The organism is Mycobacterium sp. 23 (genome assembly GCF_048287075.1).
Taxonomy (GTDB): domain Bacteria; phylum Actinomycetota; class Actinomycetes; order Mycobacteriales; family Mycobacteriaceae; genus Mycobacterium; species Mycobacterium gordonae_B.
The window spans coordinates 1,955,169-1,973,806 of record NZ_JBLVUX010000005.1; the positions used below are offsets into that span (position 1 = coordinate 1,955,169).

The window sequence follows — 18,638 nt, forward strand, 5'->3', positions numbered from 1 at the left end:
AAATACCAGTTCGAAATGAGTGTACTGTATTCGTCGTGTCGACTTCCCCGTTGCTCGTCGAGCACTGCGACAGCTGCGCACGCTGGGTTCATCCCGCCGCAGGCGAATGCCGCGACTGCGGCGGGCCCCTGACAGCCAAGCCTGTCTCCGGCCACGGGACCGTGTTCACCTACACCGTCAACCACCACCCCTATAACCCGGAGATCCCGACACCGTACGTGATCGCCCTGGTCGAGCTGGCCGAGCAGAGCGGCCTCCGTGTCGCGGCCAATATCGTTGACTGCGAACCGGATTCGGTGACGTGCGGGATGCCTGTCGCCATCCGCCCGGAGCGGGGCACCAGCGGAGCCCCGCTATTCGCGCCCGTCGCCTAGTTGCGCGAGCAGACGCAAAATCGCACAAAATCTAGGATTTTGATGCGATTTTGCGTCTGCTCGCGGTGCTCTGCTCGCGGTGCTCCGCCGCGGTGCTCCTCGCCAGCTCGGCGCGCGCCTCAGTTGATCAGCGGGTCGCGCGGCATGCCGAGAATCCGCTCGGCGATCTGGTTGCGGGTGACCTCTGAAGTGCCACCGGCAATCGCCATACCGCGCGCGCCCATCACCATCCGCCCGGCCAGCGCGGCGGGTCCGTCCAGCAGAGCCGTCTCCGGACCGGCCAGCGCCGTCGAAATGGCGGCGCCCTCGATCATGTGGTCGGCCAGCTTCAGCTTGGTGACGTTACCTTCGGGCCCCGGGCCCGCCCCCTCCACGCTGCGGGCCGCACGGCGCAGGTTCAGCAGCCGCAGCGCGTTCTCCTCGGCCAGGTAAGTCCCGACCCGAATCACCGCGCCCGCCAACTGATCTGCACGACGCTGCGCCTGCTTCACCAATTCGCCGGCCAGCCCCTCGTAGAACGAGCCACTGCCCCCGATGCTGACCCGCTCGTTGCCCAGCGTGGCGCGCGCCACCGTCCACCCGGAGTTGGGTGCGCCGACGACGTCCTCGTCGGGCACGAACAGGTCATTGAAGAACACCTCGTTGAACTCCGCACCGCCGGTGATCTGGCGCAGCGGACGCACCTCGACCTCGGGCGCCTTCATGTCCACAATCACGGTGGTGATGCCGGCGTGCTTGGGCGCCTCCGGGTCGGTGCGCACGGTGGCCAGGCCGCGTGCACAGTACTGCGCCCCACTGGTCCAGACCTTCTGCCCGTTGATCTTCCACCCGCCGTCCACCCGGGTGGCGCGGGTCTTGACCGACGCCGCATCCGAGCCGGCCTCCGGTTCGGAGAACAGCTGGCACCAGATCTCGTCTTTTCGGAGCGCCTTCTCGACGAATCGTTCTATCTGCCAGTCGGTTCCGTGCTGGATCAGGGTGAGGATGACCCAGCCCGTAATGCCGTAGTCGGGGCGTTTGACGCCGGCCGCACGGAACTCCTCTTCGATGACGAGTTGCTCCACCGCGTCGGCGGCCCGGCCCCACGGCTTGGGCCAGTGCGGCATCACGTAGCCCGTCTCGATCAGCTTGTCGCGCTGGGCCTTCTTCTCCAGCGCGGCGAGTTCGGCGGCGTCGGCCCGGATTTGGGTCCGCAGTTCCTCGGCTTCCGGCGGGAGGTCCAGACTGTTCTCCCGCACGACGCCGGCGGCGGTGAGATCGAAGACATCGCGGGCCGGCCCGTCGCCGCCGAGCAGGGCCGAGGACACCAGAGCGCGCCGCAGATGCAGATGTGCGTCGTGCTCCCAGGTGAATCCGATGCCGCCGTGCACCTGGATGTTGAGTTCCGCATTGCGCGCGTAGGCCGGGAACGCCAGCGTGGCGGCGACTGCCGAGACCAGCCGGAACTGATCTTCGTCCTCGGAGGCCGCCCGGGCGGCGTCCCACACCGCGGCCAGCGCGGACTCCGCGGCCACCAGCATGTTCGCGCAATGATGTTTCACCGCTTGGAAAGTCGCGATGGTGCGGCCGAACTGCTTGCGCACCTTGGCGTACTCCACCGCCGACTCGACGCAGTCGGTCGCACCGCCGACGGCCTCGGCGGCCAGCAGTATGCGCGCCCGGGCCAGCGCCGATGCGGCGGCGCCGGACAGGATGTCGTCGTCGGTCACCTTCACGTTCTGCAGGCGAACGCGCCCGGAGCGTCGCGTCGGATCGAGGTTCTCCGGCACCTCGATGGTGATGCCGGACCGTCCGCGGTCCAGTACCAGTACGTCGTCACCGGCGACGAGCAACAGCACGTCGGCCAGCCCGGCGCCGAGCACCACCCCGGCCTCGCCGTCGGCGATACCGTCGGAAACCCGTACGCCGCCAGCCAAACCGACGCCAGCGGTGACGGTTCCGTCGATCAGTCCGGGCAGCAACCGCGCCTGCTGATCGGCGGTGCCGCCATGGGCGATCACCGCTGAGGCGATCACCGTCGGCACGAACGGGCCCGGCGCGACGGCCCGCCCGAGTTCTTCGATCACCACCACCAGTTCGGGCAGTCCGTAGCCGGACCCGCCGTGCTCTTCGCCGATGTGCAGGCCGAGCCAACCCAGTTCCGCCAAGCCCTGCCAGAACGACGGCCGCGTCTCCTCCGGCGCGTCGAGCAGCGACCGCGCCGCCGCCCGCGCCTTCTGCGAGGTCAGAAACCCGCGGGTCACCTCGGCGAGTTCGCGATGGTCGTCGGTCAATGCGATACCCATGCGGGTCCTCCTCGCGGCGCTGCTGATTCCCTAAAGAGTGTACTCAATGCGCCGTGAGGAGCCGCCCCGGCCGGGGTGCTACTTGGGCGCGAAGCGCTGCCCCGCGTCCAGCCGCAGGCACTGGCCGTTGAGCATCGGGTTGTCCACGATGGCGGCGACCAGCTTGGCGTACTCTTCGGGCCGGCCGAGACGCTTCGGGAACGCCGCGTCCTTGGTCAGCGCCGCGGCGAACTCGTCCGGGATGCCCTGGGTCAGGCCCGTGGCGAACAGGCTCGGCGCGATCGCCAGCACCCGGATCCCCAGCGACCCGAGGTCGCGCGCCATGGTCAGGCACATGCCCGCGATGCCGGCCTTGGCGGCGGTGTAGGCGACCTGCCCGATCTGGCCCTCGAACGCCGCGATGGACGCGGTGTTGATGATGACGCCACGCTCCTCATCCTCGGGGTCGTTCTTGGCCATGTGCGCGGCGGCCAGCCGGCTGATGTTGAACGTTGCGATCAGGTTCAGGTCGATGACGGACTGGAAGGACTCCAGGTCGTGCGGGCCGGACTTGGTCATGGTCCGCTTGGCGATGCCACCGCCGGCGGTCGTCACGGTGACGTGCAGGCCACCGAGATCGTCGACCGCGGCCTGCAACGCCTGCTCGGTGCCGGCGAAGTCGGTGACATCGACCGGATAGAACTTCCCGTCGATCCCGTCGGCTACCGCCTTGCCGTCCGAACTCTCCCGGTCGAGCACCGCCACCTGGGCACCGCGCTGGTGCAGAAGTTCGGCGCTGGCACGTCCCATCCCCGAGGCGCCGCCGATGACGACGACCTTCTTCCCGCTGATCTCCACCCGAACCTCCAATATCTGGGTTGTCACTTTGACTGAGATTTGTAACGTTAACCCGTCACGGTAGCCGGTCGGCTCGGACACCTTGTCACCGAGCCATGCCAAGCTCGAGACGTGCTCCTTGTCGATGTAGCAAGCACTTCGCTTAATGTGGGCGCCACCTCGTCGCGGCTGACCAAGGTGGCCCACATCGCCGACCTGCTGCGCGGTGCCGCGGCCGATCCCGAACTGGTGGCGACCGTGGTGTCGTGGCTCTCCGGTGAGCTCCGACAGCGCCAGATCGGCGTCGGCTGGGCCGCGTTGCGCTCGCTACCTCCTCCCGCGCCGGAAGCCACGCTCACCGTCGGGCAGGTGGATGCCACGTTCACCGAGATCGGCTCCGTCGCGGGCAAGGGTTCCCAGGCGCGGCGGGCCGCCCTGCTCACCGGGCTGTTCGTCGCGGCAACCGAATCCGAGCAGACCTTCCTGGTCCGTCTGCTCGGTGGCGAACTGCGCCAGGGCGCGCTGATCGGCATCATGACGGACGCCGTGGCCAGGGCCGCCGGACTCCCCGCCGCCGCGATACAACGAGCGGCGATGTTGGGCGGGGATCTGCCGGCCGTTGCCGCGGCGGCCCTGACCGGCGGATCACTGGACGCCTTCACGCTGCAGGTCGGCCGACCGGTCGGGCCGATGCTGGCGCAGACCGCGACCGATGTCGCCGGTGCGCTCGAACGCCACGACGGCACAACGATTTTCGAAGCGAAGCTGGACGGCGCGCGAGTGCAGATCCACCGCCGCGGTGACGATGTCACCGTCTACACTCGCAGCCTCGATGACGTCACCGCCCGGCTGCCCGAGGTGGTGGAGGCCACGCTGGCCCTGCCCGTGTCCGACCTGATCGCCGACGGGGAGGCGATCGCGCTGCGCCCGGACAACAGGCCGCACCGCTTCCAGGTCACCGCGTCACGATTCGGGCGATCGGTGGATGTGGTTGCCGCGCGCGACAAGCAGCCGCTCTCGGTGTTCTTCTTCGACATCCTGCATCGCGACGGAGTCGACCTGCTGGATGCGCCGACCACCGAGCGGCTCGCCGCGCTGGACGCGCTGGTGCCCACACAGCACCGGGTGGATCGGCTGGTCACCTCCGATGCCACGGCCGCGGCCGGATTCCTGGACGCGACGCTGGCCGCAGGTCACGAGGGTGTGATGGCCAAGGCGCCGGACGCCCCGTATCAGGCGGGGCGGCGCGGGGCGGGCTGGCTGAAGGTGAAGCCGGTGCACACCCTGGACCTGGTTGTGCTGGCCGTGGAGTGGGGTTCGGGACGTCGCCGCGGCAAGCTGTCCAACATCCATCTCGGCGCCCGGGATCCGGAATCCGGCGGCTTCGTCATGGTCGGCAAGACTTTCAAGGGGATGACCGACGCCATGCTGGAGTGGCAGACCCGGCGGTTCACCGAGCTGGCGACCGCCGGCACCGACGGGTACGTCGTAGCGGTCAGACCCGAGCAGGTGGTCGAAATCGCCCTGGACGGGGTGCAGGGCTCGAGCCGCTATCCCGGCGGCGTGGCTCTGCGGTTCGCGCGGGTGCTGCGCTACCGCGACGACAAGAGCCCCGCTGAGGCCGACACCATCGACGCCGTGCGCGCCATGTACTGACCCGCCGCTGGTCCGGCGCCGAGTGGGAACCTCACGACGCGACACGCCGCAGAGGCGTCGGTAGATTCACAGTCGCTATCGGCCGCTGGAAGGGAGCCCGGGTGGACAGCGACGTCAGCTACATCCGCACCGAACCCAACCTACCGCCCGTCGCGATCGTCGATCGCTCCCCGATCAGCAGTCGGCACAAGATCGTCTTCGGAGTCATCGCAGTGCTCGGTGCCAGCGCCTGGGCAATCATCGCGTTCGCGAGAGGCGAGACGGTGAACGCGGTCTGGTTCGTGGTCGCCGCCATCTGCACCTACGTGATCGCATACCGGTTCTATGCGCGAATGATCGAGTCGAAGATCGTTCGCCCGCGCGACGACCATGCGACGCCTGCTGAAGTGCTCGATGACGGCACCGACTTTGTGCCGACCGACCGGCGGGTGCTGTTCGGACACCACTTCGCCGCCATCGCCGGAGCCGGACCCCTCGTCGGTCCGGTACTGGCCACCCAGATGGGTTATCTGCCCGGAAGTATCTGGATCATCCTCGGCGCGGTGTTCGGCGGCTGCGTGCAGGACTACCTGGTCCTATGGATATCCACGCGGCGGCGTGGTCGTTCGTTGGGGCAGATGGCTCGCGATGAGCTCGGCGCGACCGGCGGTGCCGCAGCCCTCGTCGGAGTGCTCGTCATCATGGTGATCCTGATCGCGGTGCTGGCGCTGATCGTGGTGGGCGCCCTGGCCCAAAGCCCATGGGGTGTCTTCTCCATTGCGATGACCATCCCAATCGCCCTCTTCATGGGCTGCTATTTGCGTTTCCTGCGTCCCGGCCGGGTGGGCGAAGTGTCACTGATCGGCTTCGCGCTGCTCCTGACCGCTGTCGCGTCCGGTAACTGGATCGCACAAACATCTTGGGGGGCAAGCTGGTTCAGCCTGTCCCCGGTCACGTTGTGCTGGTGCCTGATCGTCTACGGATTCGCCGCGTCAGTGCTGCCGGTGTGGCTGCTGCTGGCGCCGCGTGACTATTTGTCCACGTTCATGAAGGTCGGGGCCATCGGGTTGCTCGCAGTCGGCATCTGTATCGCGCACCCGGTCATGCAGGCGCCCGCGGTCTCGCGGTTCGCCACGAACGGCACCGGACCGGTGTTCGCCGGCTCGCTGTTCCCGTTTCTCTTCATCACGATCGCGTGCGGCGCGCTGTCCGGATTTCACTCGCTCATCTCGTCCGGGACGACGCCGAAGTTGCTGGAGAAGGAAAGCCAGATGCGGCTGATCGGGTACGGCGGCATGATCACCGAGTCATTCGTCGCAGTCATGGCGCTGATCACGGCGTCGATTTTGAACCAGCATCTGTACTTCACTCTCAACGCGCCGCTCGCGCAGACCGGCGGCACCGCGGCCACCGCGGCGGACTACGTCAACAAACTCGGCCTGTCCGGGACACCGGCTACCGCTGACCAAATCAGCCGGACCGCCGCAAGCGTCGGCGAGCACTCGATCGTGTCGCGTACCGGCGGCGCACCGACACTCGCATTCGGAATGTCCGAAATATTGCACCGCGTATTCGGCGGCGCTGGCATGAAGTCGTTCTGGTATCACTTCGCGATCATGTTCGAGGCGCTGTTCATCCTGACCACCCTCGATGCGGGCACCCGCGTCAATCGATTCATGCTTTCCGACGCGCTGGGAAACCTGGGCGGCCCCTTGGCCAAGCTGCGCAATCCAAGCTGGCGGCCCGGCGTGTGGGTCTGCAGCCTCGCCGTGGTCGCACTGTGGGGCAGCATCCTGCTGATGGGAGTGACCGATCCGCTCGGGGGCGTCAACACGCTGTTTCCCCTCTTCGGCATCGCCAACCAGTTACTCGCAGCGATCGCACTGGCCGTCGTCACCGTGGTCGTAATCAAGACGGGCCTGCTCAAATGGGCCTGGGTCCCGGGCATTCCGCTGCTATGGGATCTCGCCGTCACGCTGACCGCATCGTGGCAGAAGATCTTCTCGTCCGACCCTGCCGTCGGCTACTGGACCCAGTTCGCCCAGTACTCAGCCGCACGACGGGCAGGCAAGACGGCGTTCAAATCTGCGACGGACGCTCATCAACTCGACGCGGTCATCAGGAACACCTTCATTCAGGGCACCCTGTCGATCGTTTTCGCCACCGTGGTCGTGGTGGTGGTCGTCGCCGCAATCATCGCGGTAGTCAGGATGATTCGCGGCGGGGGGCGCCCGGTGACCGAGGACGACTCGGTGGACTCGACCCGGTTCGCCCCCGCCGGCTTGATCCCTACCCCGGCCGAACGCGATGTCCAGCGTCAATGGGATGCGATGACCGCTAGGCGCCCCAGCTAGTCAGATCCCTTGCCGGTAGGCCATTCTCAGCGCAGTGGTTAAGGTAGCGCTCGAGGCTGGTCTTGTGGTTTTCCTGCCACAGGATCTGTTGTCCTCGTCGAGAAACAACAACTCCCCGATCAGGACGAAAAAAATCTCGGTGTCCTCGAAGCTTTCGGGGCTATGCGACGAGCCCGCTACCTCGTACAGGGTGTCTCCGGCCCGCGCGACCCAGTCGTTCTCCTGGTAGCGCCACGCTCCGCTAATGGTATGCGCCACAACGATTCCGGTGTGATAGTGGGCTCCCATCTCCGCCCCGGCGGGGATCTTCATCGAGACGATGAGCTCGCCGCGCACCGGATCGATCTTCCAGTACTTCAAGAAGACCTGGTCACTCAGTGGCGTGAACGGCACCCACGGATTGTCGGACCCGTTCATGTAGTTGACGTCGAGTTCCTGTAGCGCTTGCATCTGCTCCTCCTCATCCCGGATCGGCACGCTCACCGATGCCGCAAGACGCTAAGCAACGGTCGCGCCATAAGCTCGGGGCAGGGCGACAGAGTTCACCAACGCATTTGTGTTGCCGTCACAAAACCACCGTGCTCGGTGAGCCCCCGCACCGCGGGCAGCAACGCCAGGGCCACCGACAGCTCCACGGTGTTGTTGTCGATCTGGCGGCCGAGGAGTTGCTCCGCCTGGTGAACGCGGTAGCTCACGGTGTTGGGGTGCACGGTGAGCCGTTGCGCGGCCCTGCCCGGGCTGCGGTTCTCCTCGAGGTAGACCGCCAGGGTTGCGGCTACCCGATACGTCGCTTCATCGTCGACGGCCAACGGTCCGAGGACGCGCTTGACGAATGCCACGGCATGCTCGTCGTCCGCGCTGGCCAGCGCCGCGACGGCGACGTCTCGGTAGCGAGTCACGACCGCGGCACGCTCGCCCAGCAACGAGGCGAGTCGGTGGGCATGCGAGGCTTCGAGATAGGTGCGGCGGAAGCCGCCGATCCCCCATCCCGGTTCACCGACCGCCACCGACACCCCGTCGGGGGATCGAGCGTCATCGCCCAAGGACGCCAGCTCGGCCGCGGTGAACGCCTGCGGCCGGCTGAGCCAGGCTGTGATTGCCATCGAACCAGCGGGAAGGATCATGGGACTTTGCGCCGACAGCGCCTCAATGAGCCGCCACAGCGCCGCCGTGAGTGTGCTCTGCAACCCAGGGTCGTCACTCGAGCTATCGAGCCAGGCGCGGACACCGAGGTGGTGGCGGTTGATGTCATAGCGCATGCGTTTCGAAGCACGTTGAGGGTCAACTTCGGTTCCGGCGAGGATGTCTTCCACCGCCGCTGCCCGCGCGGCAGCCGTGCCTCGCAGCCAAGCTTCGCGCTCGATTTCGTAGTGGCGCTCGGCCTCGAGCAGAATCACGTCGGCATAGGCGAAGAAGAAGGTGCTCACAAGCTCGAGGCTCGCGGCCTGTTCGGGTGTCGGTGCCCTCGTCACGATCTGTTTGAACGTCCACTGCCACGCTCTCTCGTGCGCCAGACGCACGGATCGAAAAAGATCGTTGAGAGGTATCCCTCGCTGCACCCCGGAGCGCGCGATGACGACGGTGGATGGGGTGAGTTCGAGCCCGCGCGGGTCGTCGCCCGTATCGATGCACTGGGCCACTTGGCGCAGACTGTCTTCGACGCTGATCAGCTGCTCGGACACAGCCGGTGGGTCGGGCACTACCGTGGGTACTACGGCCTGGTACCGCTCAACTATCTCCGCAGCCAGTGCTGTTGCTTCCGAGCGTAATTGGGCAGCGACCGGCCGTAACACCTGTTCCCACACGCGCCGGGCGGCCGGCTCCCGAAGCGGCCGCCATTGAGGCTCCATACAGGCAGAATCTAATCCCGTTGTGCCGCTGCCACAATGCTCGGCCGATGTGCGTGACTACCCCGATCAACTGCCGGGCGGCAGCAGCATCGACTGCCAGGTGCGCTGCCCACCGGCGATGGCCAGATCAGACTGGGTGTAAACGCGCCCGTCGGGGCCGACGTAACTGCCGGTGGCGGGGTCGTATTCGGCGGCCGGGACGGGTAACGGCGGTGGCAGCTGCGGGACGGGCTGACCCGACAGCGTCGCGTTCGGGTCGCCCTTCCAGTTGTAGCCGTCGTTGAGCGGTACATAGGTTTGATCGCTCTCACACATCGCGACCGTCGGCGCGCGTTTGCCCGGTTGTGCTACGCACGGTGTATTGCGAACGCCGCGAACGTTGTTCGGCGAATCTTGCGGCACGCGGCAGTACAGATCACCCGGCGGCCGGTCCGGGTGATCCTCCCAGGACGGCACCCGCTGCTGTTGGGCCGGCAGGTAGCCGGTGGTGCACGGCGGTGGCAGGTTGAGCCGCAGATTGAAACTCAGGAAGGCCCCCCGGTAGGCCTGTTTGGTGTTTCGGTTGGGGACGCCGATGGCCTGAATGGTCGCGACGGCCTGGGGAAGCAGCACCAGCAGCTGTTCGATTCCGGCGTGATACGTCAGGGCGACCTGGCCGACGCCGATCAGATTGGACAGCAGGATCGGCAGCGTCGGGTTCACCCGGTCCAACAGCCGGCGCACCTCGATCGCCGCGGGTCCCGCGTCACGTAGCACGTCTTTCAGGGCGCCGTCGTTTCGCTGCAGTCCCGAGCTGATGTCGGACAGATGGGCGGCCCACTGCGTTACCGCGTCCGGGGACGCGGCCTGGCTGTCCAGCACCGGCCTGGATTGGTCGATGAGCGTGAGCAGCGGCCCCAGATTCTTGCGGGCGTCACTGGACAACGCGCTGGTGCCCGTCACCAGCCTGGATAGCTCAGGTCCCAGGCCACCCACGGCCGTGAAAGACTCATCCACAACGGTTTTCAGGTTGTCACGCGGGATCGCTTCCATACCCCTGTTGACCGAGTCCAGCAAGGTGTCCAGATCGGGCGGCACCGACACACGGTCCCGGGTGATCACGTCCCCGTTGCGCAGCGGCCGGGAATCCCGGCGCGGCAACAGCGCCACGTACTGCTCCCCTACCGCCGACTGGCTGTGCACCTGAGCATCGAGATCCGAAGGGATGTCGACGCCCGATTTGAGCGAAAGCACCGCCGCGACACCGGTGTCGGTGAGCCGCACGCTCTCGACGCGGCCGACCTCGGTGCCGCGATAGGTGACGTTCCCGCTGACGTAGAGACCCGCGGCCTGCGGCAACTCCACGGTGACCTGGTAGCGTCCCACGCCGAACATCGCCGGCAACTGCATGTAACCCAGGGCCATCACGGTGCCACCCACCAGCGCGACCACCCCGAAGATCGCCAGCTGGATCAGGATTCGCCTTGTCAGCGGCGGCATATCAGGGTCCCTGATCCCAATGGTAAGGCGCCACAAGGGGATTGCCGGCAGTAGCCGGGCTGGGCATTTGACCGATCGTGCGGCCCCACTGTAGTTCGAGTTCGGTCAGATTGCCCTCGAACCGGGTGCCGGTGAGGAAGGAGGCGTCGAGCCGGCTCAATGTCAGGTCGATGATCGCGGTCAGGTTCGCGTAATCGCCGCGGGCCCACTTGCTGATGGTGTCCTTCGGGAAGGGGTAGGTGGGCAGCAGTCCCAGCGAGCGCGTCAGTGCCGGACCGGCACTGGCGAGTGATTCCAGCACCGGCCCCAGGTCTTTCAGCTCCTTGACCAGAGCGTCCTTGGTCTGGTTGGCGGAGTCGGCCGCCAGGGCGCTGAACTTGCCGATCTGATCGAGGGCTTCGACCAGTTGCTGGCGCTCCTGGTTGAGCGTGGCAAGCGCATTCGGCATGGTCGCAAGCGCGCGGTCCAGTACCGGACGCTGCTCGGCGAGCTGGCCGACCAGGTTGTTCAGGTGTTCGGTGGCGGCCAGAATGTCACCGGTCTGATCGTTCACCGAGCCGGTGAACCGGTCCAGCTGCCCGATCAGGCTGCGCAGGTCGTCGGCCCGCCCGGACAGAGCCGTGCTCAACGACTCGGTGATGTCCTGAATCTGGCCGATGCCACCGCCGTTGAGCAGCAACGAGATAGCTGCCAGGGTCTGCTCGGTCGACGGGTAGCTGCCGGCCGACGCCAGGGCGATCAGCGATCCCTCTCTCAGCTTGCCCTGCGGCGGGACGTCGGTCGGCGGTGCCAGTTCGATGTGCAGCGAACCGAGCAGGCTGGTCTGTCCGATCGTCGCGGTCGCGTTGGCCGGCAGGTCGACGTCACCGTTGAGCCTGATGGTGAGCAGCGCATGCCAGGACTGGCGCTCGATCCTGGTGACGTTGCCGACGGTGACATCGCCAACCTGGACGCGGGAGTTCTGCTCGAGGGTCCCGACGTCGGGCATTTGGACGTGAATCATGAACGAGCCGGCGCCGTTTCCGACACTGCCCGGCAGTGGCAACGAATTGAGACCGCGCCATCCGCAGCCACCCAGAACCAGCACAACCACCCCCAACAACAGAGCTGCCCTCGCACGGCGAATCATCGGTTACCCCCCTCCGGCAGCAGCAGTCCCGGCAGTCCGTCGGCGGGATCGGTGGCGTGGATCTCGGCCGGCCACGGCACAAGTCCGGCTCCGAAGTACGTATTCGGTTGTGGTGGAACGTAGTCCGGCCGCAGCCAGTCCTCGCTGTAGGTCACCTCATTGGGTCGCGCCGCGGCACCGACCACGGTGTTCTCGCCCAGCGGCGGGAAGTTGTACTGACGGTTCTTGATGATCGGCGCCAGGTACTGCACACACAACTTCGCCGACTGCTGGTACCCCAGCCGCGACGCCGCCTGGATGGCTCCGCAGAGAAAAGCGATGGGATTCGCGAAGTTGTTGAACGCCGGCGCTCCGCTCAACGTGCCCTGAGCCGGCTGGTAGATGTTCATGAAGTTCTGCAGTTCGGTCGGGGCGATGTGCAGCGCCTGCTTGATGTCGCCGAGACTGGCGTTGAGTACCTGGGACACCGACGCGAGCTGGTCGGCCGAAGTGCCCAGCGCTTCCCGGTTCTCAGCCACGAATCCCGTGACGTCACGGGTCACCTCGGCAAGGGCAGCCACGGCACCGCCGACTTCGTTGGGATCGTTGGCCAGCAGTCCGGTCACCCCGGCGAGGTTCTCGTTGAGCCGCGTCATCAGGTCCGCGCTGCTCTGCAGCGCCGAAACCAGGATCGACAGGTTGCGCACCGTGCTGAAGAGATCGTTGCTGTGGTCGGCGATCGCAGAAACAGCCTGGGAGAGCTTGAGAAGGGTGTCCCGGATGGTCGCGCCCTGGCCCCGCAGGTTGGCGGCCGCGGTGTTGACGACCGCGCCGAGGGGGCTGACGTTGCCGGGCCGGGTGGGCTGCAGCATCTGCGCGAGTCTTTCCAGATCCGAACGCAGGTCGTCCCACTCCACCGGTACGGCGGTGCGCTCCAGGGGGATAACCGCGTCGTTGGGCAGTTGCGGGCCGCCGGTGTAGGCCGGCGTGAGCTGAATGGCCCGCGATGTGACGAGTGACGGCGACAGGATCACCGCTTTGGCGTCGACGGGCACCTGGTACTTGGAGTCGTAGAAGAAGGTGATCTTGACGCGTCGGGGTTGGGGTTCGATGGTGTCGATCTTGCCGACGGCTACCCCCAGGATGCGCACCTCGTCACCGGCGAAGATGCCGTTGCTGTTCTGGAAGTAGGCGACCACCCTGGTCTTGCCGGAAGCCGCCAGGCCATGCCAGGCCGCCGCGACTCCGGCGATCAGGGTGAACACCAGGACGGCACCCAGTCCGAGGCGAATGACGTTGCGGTTCATCGCTGTTCCCCCGGAGCCGGCACGAACACCGGCGGGTGCGTCGGCACCGGCGGTGGGGACGTCTGACCGGGCGCCAATGCCGGTGGTCCCGGTGGCGGCCCGCCTGGCGGTGGTGCGGGCGGCGGTTCGCGGTAAGGGTAGCGGGGATCGCCGGGGTTACCGGTAATGGCGTCCGGCAGGGTCAACCGTGGCTCGCCGCCCTGGCCGGTGCGCGGGTACGGCATCGGCAACGCCGGTGTGCCGGGCTGACCGACTTCGGGGTCCGTGAGTTGCGAGGGCAATAGCACATTGGGGTCCAGCCCCAGGTCGGAGAACGCCGCGTCGACGAAGGGCTGGATGAACTGGCCGGGGATCAGGTTCGCGATGTAGAAGTTGAACCACGGCCCGGTGGACATGGACTCGCCCAGCGACAGCGCGTAGTCGTCGAACTTCTTGATTGCCAGCGCAATCCGCTCCTTGCGGCGGTCGACGATCGCCAGCGCCGCATTGAGTCTGTCCAGCGTCGGTTTGAGCGTCTGCCGGTGTTCGGCGATGAAGCCTTTGACCTGACGACTCGCTGCCTCGATGTTGCCGGATATCTGATCCAGGGCCCGGCTCTGGCTGCGCAATTGGGTGAGGACGGCATTGCTGTCGGCAACCAGACGCACAATCTGGTCGCTGCGCCCGGCCAGCACCGTTGTCGCTTTATTGGCGTTGGACAACAGATTTCGCAGTTGCGCGTCCCGGTCGGCCAGCACCGCGGAGAACCGGGCCACGCCGCTCAGCGCGATCTTGAGGTCGGGCGCGGTGTCAGAGAAGGTGTCGGCCAGCACCCCCAGCGATTCGGACAGGCGGTTGGTGTCCAGTCCGCTGATGGTGGCCGCCAGATCCCCCAGTGCGTCGGGAAGCTGGTAGGGCGATGTGGTGCGCTCGAGCGGAATCGGCCCGCGCAGCCGGCCGTCGCCCCGGGGCGTCACCTCCAGGATCTTGGCGCCCAACAGGCTTTTGGTCTTGATGGATGCCTCGGTGCGTTCGCCGAGCCGGATGTGCTTGTCGACCTCGAAGGTGACCAGCACGCGGGGCCCGTCCAGGGCGATGCTGTCGACCTTGCCCGCCTTGTATCCCGAGACCTGCACCGCCGTCCCGATCAACAGCCCGCCCGCTTCGGCGAAGTAGGCCGAATACTCTTTGGCGGATTTGAAGAACGGCAGCTTGCTGTACGTCAGGGCGGTCACCACCGCCGCGGCGACGACCACCACGCCGACTGCGCCGACGACAAGTGGATTGCGCTCGGAGAAATACTTCATCGCGGCGTGCACCTCCCCGACGGCTGACCGATCACCTTGACGTAAACCGGTTGCCCCCCTTTACCGTTCACCTTCAAGATCAGGTCGCACAAATAGAAGCTGAAGAAGTCGCCGTGCAGGCCCTGGCGATTGAGCATCTGATAGGCATCGGGCAGCGTGTTGAGTAGATCGTCGAAGTAGTCGTGGTCGTCCAGGGCGAGACCCGCTATCCGGTCCGACTCGTGCAGGGCTTTCCCGAGCGGCTGCCGTCCCCGTGCCAGCAGATCGGCGACGGAGCCGGCCGCCGCGTTGCTGTAGGCCAGCGAGGTGCTGATGTCCTGCTTTCGGTCGGCCAATGTGGCGAGCAATTGCGCCAACGCGTCGACGGCCTTGGCGAACTGGGTGCTCTGGTCGCCCAGCGATCCGAGCACGGTGTCCAAATTCCCGATGACCTGCCCGATCAGCGTGTCCCGATCGGCAAGCGTGTTCGTCAGTGCCGCGGTGCGCACCAGGACCGAGCTGATGGTGGCGCCCTCACCCTGGAATGCCTTTATCAGTTCGCTGGACAGCACGTTGACCTGGTTGGGATCCAGCGCGTGGAACAGCGGCCGGAAGCCGCCGATCAGCGCGTCCAGGTCCAGCGCGGGCGCGGTCCGGGCCAGCGGAATCGTGCCGCCCGGCGTGAGTTGCCTTGCGCCGCCCGGGCCTTCCTCCAGGGCGAGATAACGCCCGCCGATCAGGTTCTGGTACCGGATGACCGCCCGGGTGCCCTCGTTAAGGACCACGGAATCGTCAGCGCTGAAGTCGACCAGGGCGGTGCCGTCGTCCTGGATCGAGATCTTCTTGACCTGGCCGACCTCGACTCCGGCGATGCGCACGAAGTTGTCGGCCTCCAGCCCGGAGACGTTGCTGAACGTCGCGTGGTACTGCTTCTCTTTACCGAACCGCAGGTCGGCGAAGATCGCCAGCATGGCAATCAGGCCCAGCACGCACACGGCCATGAAAGCGGCGAGCCGCCAGATCGCCCCTAGCACAGTCATTCTCACGTGGTCTGCTCCTGAGTACTAGTGGCCGCTCGGGGTGGGCTGCACCTCAGCGGGCGCCGGTGGCACGAACGGTTCGGATCCCGGAGGCGCGGGCCCGGGTTCGCGCGGTGCACCCGGCGGGGGCGCCGGCGGTAGGCCCGGGTAGAGCGGTGTTCCGTCCGGGGCGTACTGCGCGGCGCCGTAGGGCGGCGCCCCGGGATACGGGATCGGTCCGGGCGCCGGGCCGCCCGGGTAGCGGATGCTGGGCGGCTCGGGGATCCCGCGGGTCACCGGGAGGTAGTCGGCGTAGGCGGGGAACGCGATGCCGGGGTTGGGCCGGATGTCCAGACCCGTTCCCCAGCCGGTGTTCGTGATGAGTTGGCGCAGCGGCCAATTCGCTGCCACGTCGGGCAGGGATCCGCAACCCGGTTTACCGCCCGGACCGCCCTTGGCCCCGACGATCGGCAGGTTCTGCGGATAGCGGTATTGATCGGCGCCGAACAGCGGAGTGCTGTCGATGACCAGTGAGTACCCGTTCGCGCCTCCGGTTGCTTCCAGGTAACCGGTGTCCAGGGCAACCTTGGCGCCGACCAGCATGCACGTCAGTCCGGGGTTGTACTTCATCAACAGGCCGGTGGTGGGCTCCAGCAGGTTCACGGCTTTGATCAGGTTGTCCCGGTTCGCTCCCAGAACCTGGATTCCGCTGCGCGACAGGCCGATGACATTGGTCAGCAACGCATCCAGGTCGGGTGCGTCGGAGAGGGTCGAGCTGGTGACGCTGGCTGTGTCCAGTGTTCGCAGAATGTCCTGTGCCGCAGCACTATACGTGTCGGCGACGCTGCCGGCCGCCCGGGTGTCGGCGCGGATCGTCTCTGCGCGCGGGTTGACCGCCCGGAGCACCTCATTGGCATCGGTGATGCCCTGACCGATGGCTGCCCCGTGTCCGCGCAGCCCTTCGGCCAGCGCCGACAGCACCCCGTTCAATTTGGCCGGGTCGATCTGGCTGAGCACCTTGACCAGGTTCGCGAACATCGTGTTGACCTCGGTGCCGACGCTGTCGACCCTGATCGCAGCGCCCGCGGCCAGGTGTCGGCCGCTGGGGTCACTGGGGTAGACCAGGTCGACGTATTTGGCGCTGAACAGCGTGGTCGCCCTGATGCGGGCCCGCACGTTCGCCGGGATGTGCCTGATCTCTGCCGGGTAGATGTCCAGCCGCAGGCGCACCTCGTCTTTGCCGGTGCTGACGGCGCCGACCCGGCCCACCTGCACGCCGCGCATCTTGACCTTGCCCCCGCGGTCCATCACCAGGCCGGCCCGGTCCGAGACCAAGGTGACCGGAACATAGGATTTGAACGACCCACTGAACAGCGCCGAGGTCGCCGCGACGACGCCGATCGTCGACACGAGCAGTATGAGGGTCCACCATGCGGGATGCATTCCCCCTGGTCGTGACTCCTGCATGCCGACTCCGATCCGCCCGCTAGCCCGACAAGTTGAAGTGACCGGACTGGCCGTGGACGGACAGCGAAATCGCAAGCACCACAAGGGTCAACACGATCAACGAAGTGCGCACGGAGTGGCCCACCGCCTCCCCCACCCCGGCGGGACCACCGCGTGCGGTGTAGCCGTAATAGGTGTGCACCAACATGATTGCGATCGCCGCGACGATCACCGTGACGAACGACCAGAGCAGATCGATCGAGTTGAGGAAGGTGTGGAAGTAGTGGTCGTACACGCCGGTGGACTGTCCATAGAGCCTGGTGGTTCCGAATCGCGCGGCCTGAAAGGCGCACACCACAGCCACGCAGTACAGCGGGATGACCACGACGACACCGGCCACCACCCGGGTGGAGACCAGGTAGGCCACCGAGCGGACCGCCATGACTTCCAGCGCGTCGATTTCGTCGGCGATGCTCATCGCCCCCAGCTGCGCGGTGGAGCCGGCCCCGATGGTGGCGGCCAGGCCCACACCGGCCACCGCCGGGGCGATGATCCGGACGTTGACGTAGGCGGAGATGAAGCCGGTCATCGCTTCCACGCCGATGCCCGACAGCTGGTTGTAGCCCTGAACGGCGATCACGGCTCCGGTCGAGAGGGTCAGGAAGCCGACGATGACCACCGTCCCGCCGATCACTGCCAGCGCTCCGGTGCCCATGCTCATCTGGGCGACGAGTCGTACCATCTCCCTGCCATACCGCCGGAAGGCGGTGCGCATCTCGGCGAATGTCCGGGCGTAGAAAGCCACCTGGGCGCCAACGTGATTCCAGCTCGCCACCACGTTCATTGCGGCCCCGTATAGAAGACCGCGGTGGCGACGATGTTGATCAGGAACAGGGCGATGAAAGAGTAGACGACCGTCTCGTTGACGGCGTTGCCCACGCCCTGCGGCCCCTTGCTCACGGAAATGCCCTTGTAGCAGGCGATCAAGGCCGCCGCCATCCCGAACAGCGCACCCTTGACCAGGCCGAGGATCAGATCGGGCAGGTGGGTGATCAGGGTCAGACCGGCGGCGAAGGCCCCGGGTGTGACGTGCTGAACGAACACCGAGAAGACGAACGAGCCGGCCAGACCCACCAGGGTCACCAGCGACACCAGGGACACCGCGACAACGGTGGCAGCCAACACCCGGGGCGCCGCCAGCCGGCGAATGGGGTCCACGCCCATCACCCGTAATGCGTTGAGCTCGTCGTGGATCGCGCGGGAACCGAGATCGGCGCACATGGCGGTGGCCCCGGTGCCGGCGACGACCAGAACCGTCACCACCGGGCCGATCTGGGTCACCGAGGCGGTCGCTGCGCCGGTGCCGGAGAAGTCGGCGGCACCGAACTCCACTAACAGGATGTTGAGGGTGAACACCACCAGCACCGTGAACGGAATGGTCAGCAGCAGCGTCGGAATCAGCGAGACCCGTGCCACGAACCAGCTCTGCAGCAGGAATTCGCGCCACGGAAACGGCAGCTTGAACATGGCCACGAACGTGTCCAGTGACATCGCGAAGAACTCGCCGACGGATCGCAGCGGCTTGGTGACCCTCTCCAACTCAACTGAAACCATCGGCGGCTTCCTCTACTTTGCGCAATGCCGGCCGGTTCAGCTTGCGCAACGCCCACGCCGTCGCACTAGGGACTTAGGTCGCCAAC

At 66.6% G+C, this 18,638-nt stretch carries 15 protein-coding genes; 3 read left to right on the forward strand and 12 right to left on the reverse strand.

What is annotated here, in order from left to right:
* Nucleotides 1-35: 35 nt before the first annotated feature.
* A complete protein-coding gene (locus ACNQS7_RS09890) occupies nt 36-374 on the forward strand; it encodes a Zn-ribbon domain-containing OB-fold protein (protein WP_418012422.1) in 339 nt (112 codons plus the stop codon).
* A gap of 119 nt (nt 375-493) precedes the next feature.
* On the opposite strand, the gene ACNQS7_RS09895 is transcribed toward ACNQS7_RS09890, so the two are convergent.
* Together ACNQS7_RS09895 and ACNQS7_RS09900 are read right to left on the reverse strand one after the other, a co-directional pair.
* On the reverse strand, nt 494-2,659 hold the full coding sequence (locus ACNQS7_RS09895) for an acyl-CoA dehydrogenase (protein ID WP_418012423.1): 2,166 nt from the start codon (nt 2,657-2,659) through the stop codon (nt 494-496).
* Nucleotides 2,660-2,737: 78 nt separating this feature from the next.
* Complete coding sequence (locus ACNQS7_RS09900; RefSeq protein ID WP_055577462.1) at nt 2,738-3,496, reverse strand: SDR family NAD(P)-dependent oxidoreductase; 759 nt, start codon at nt 3,494-3,496, stop codon at nt 2,738-2,740.
* Between the two features lie 111 nt (nt 3,497-3,607).
* On the opposite strand from ACNQS7_RS09900, the gene ACNQS7_RS09905 reads away from it, so the two are divergent.
* Together ACNQS7_RS09905 and ACNQS7_RS09910 are read left to right on the forward strand one after the other, a co-directional pair.
* Nucleotides 3,608-5,131: an ATP-dependent DNA ligase gene (locus tag ACNQS7_RS09905; RefSeq protein WP_418012424.1), complete on the forward strand. Its 1,524-nt coding sequence runs from the start codon at nt 3,608-3,610 to the stop codon at nt 5,129-5,131.
* A gap of 101 nt (nt 5,132-5,232) precedes the next feature.
* Nucleotides 5,233-7,464: a carbon starvation CstA family protein gene (locus tag ACNQS7_RS09910; protein WP_418012425.1), complete on the forward strand. Its 2,232-nt coding sequence runs from the start codon at nt 5,233-5,235 to the stop codon at nt 7,462-7,464.
* Here ACNQS7_RS09910 and ACNQS7_RS09915 read toward each other — a convergent pair whose 3' ends face one another.
* The 10 genes from ACNQS7_RS09915 to ACNQS7_RS09960 form a co-directional block, all read right to left on the reverse strand.
* Entirely contained in the window at nt 7,465-7,947 is a 483-nt protein-coding gene (locus tag ACNQS7_RS09915; protein WP_418012426.1) for a 2,4'-dihydroxyacetophenone dioxygenase family protein, read from the reverse strand.
* A 59-nt stretch (nt 7,948-8,006) separates the two neighbouring features.
* Nucleotides 8,007-9,146 carry a PucR family transcriptional regulator gene (locus tag ACNQS7_RS09920; RefSeq protein WP_418012427.1) on the reverse strand — a complete coding sequence of 380 codons (1,140 nt, stop codon included), beginning with the start codon at nt 9,144-9,146 and terminating at the stop codon, nt 8,007-8,009.
* Between the two features lie 234 nt (nt 9,147-9,380).
* Nucleotides 9,381-10,793, reverse strand: coding sequence for an MCE family protein (locus tag ACNQS7_RS09925; protein ID WP_418012428.1), 1,413 nt, complete (start codon nt 10,791-10,793; stop codon nt 9,381-9,383).
* Nucleotide 10,794: 1 nt separating this feature from the next.
* Nucleotides 10,795-11,922, reverse strand: a complete 1,128-nt coding sequence (locus ACNQS7_RS09930) for an MCE family protein (protein ID WP_418012429.1) — start codon at nt 11,920-11,922, stop codon at nt 10,795-10,797.
* Entirely contained in the window at nt 11,919-13,208 is a 1,290-nt protein-coding gene (locus ACNQS7_RS09935) for an MCE family protein (protein WP_418012430.1), read from the reverse strand. Before ACNQS7_RS09935 ends, ACNQS7_RS09930 begins: the two co-directional genes overlap by 4 nt.
* A complete protein-coding gene (locus ACNQS7_RS09940; protein ID WP_310785037.1) occupies nt 13,205-14,494 on the reverse strand; it encodes an MCE family protein in 1,290 nt (429 codons plus the stop codon). The genes ACNQS7_RS09935 and ACNQS7_RS09940 overlap by 4 nt, the downstream gene beginning before the upstream one ends.
* Nucleotides 14,491-15,513: an MCE family protein gene (locus tag ACNQS7_RS09945; RefSeq protein WP_418015952.1), complete on the reverse strand. Its 1,023-nt coding sequence runs from the start codon at nt 15,511-15,513 to the stop codon at nt 14,491-14,493. Before ACNQS7_RS09945 ends, ACNQS7_RS09940 begins: the two co-directional genes overlap by 4 nt.
* A gap of 24 nt (nt 15,514-15,537) precedes the next feature.
* Entirely contained in the window at nt 15,538-16,959 is a 1,422-nt protein-coding gene (locus tag ACNQS7_RS09950) for an MCE family protein (protein ID WP_418012431.1), read from the reverse strand.
* Nucleotides 16,960-16,978: 19 nt separating this feature from the next.
* A complete protein-coding gene (locus tag ACNQS7_RS09955) occupies nt 16,979-17,782 on the reverse strand; it encodes an ABC transporter permease (protein ID WP_310785031.1) in 804 nt (267 codons plus the stop codon).
* Nucleotides 17,779-18,552: an MlaE family ABC transporter permease gene (locus ACNQS7_RS09960; RefSeq protein WP_055577452.1), complete on the reverse strand. Its 774-nt coding sequence runs from the start codon at nt 18,550-18,552 to the stop codon at nt 17,779-17,781. The genes ACNQS7_RS09955 and ACNQS7_RS09960 overlap by 4 nt, the downstream gene beginning before the upstream one ends.
* Between the last annotated feature and the right edge of the window lie 86 nt (nt 18,553-18,638).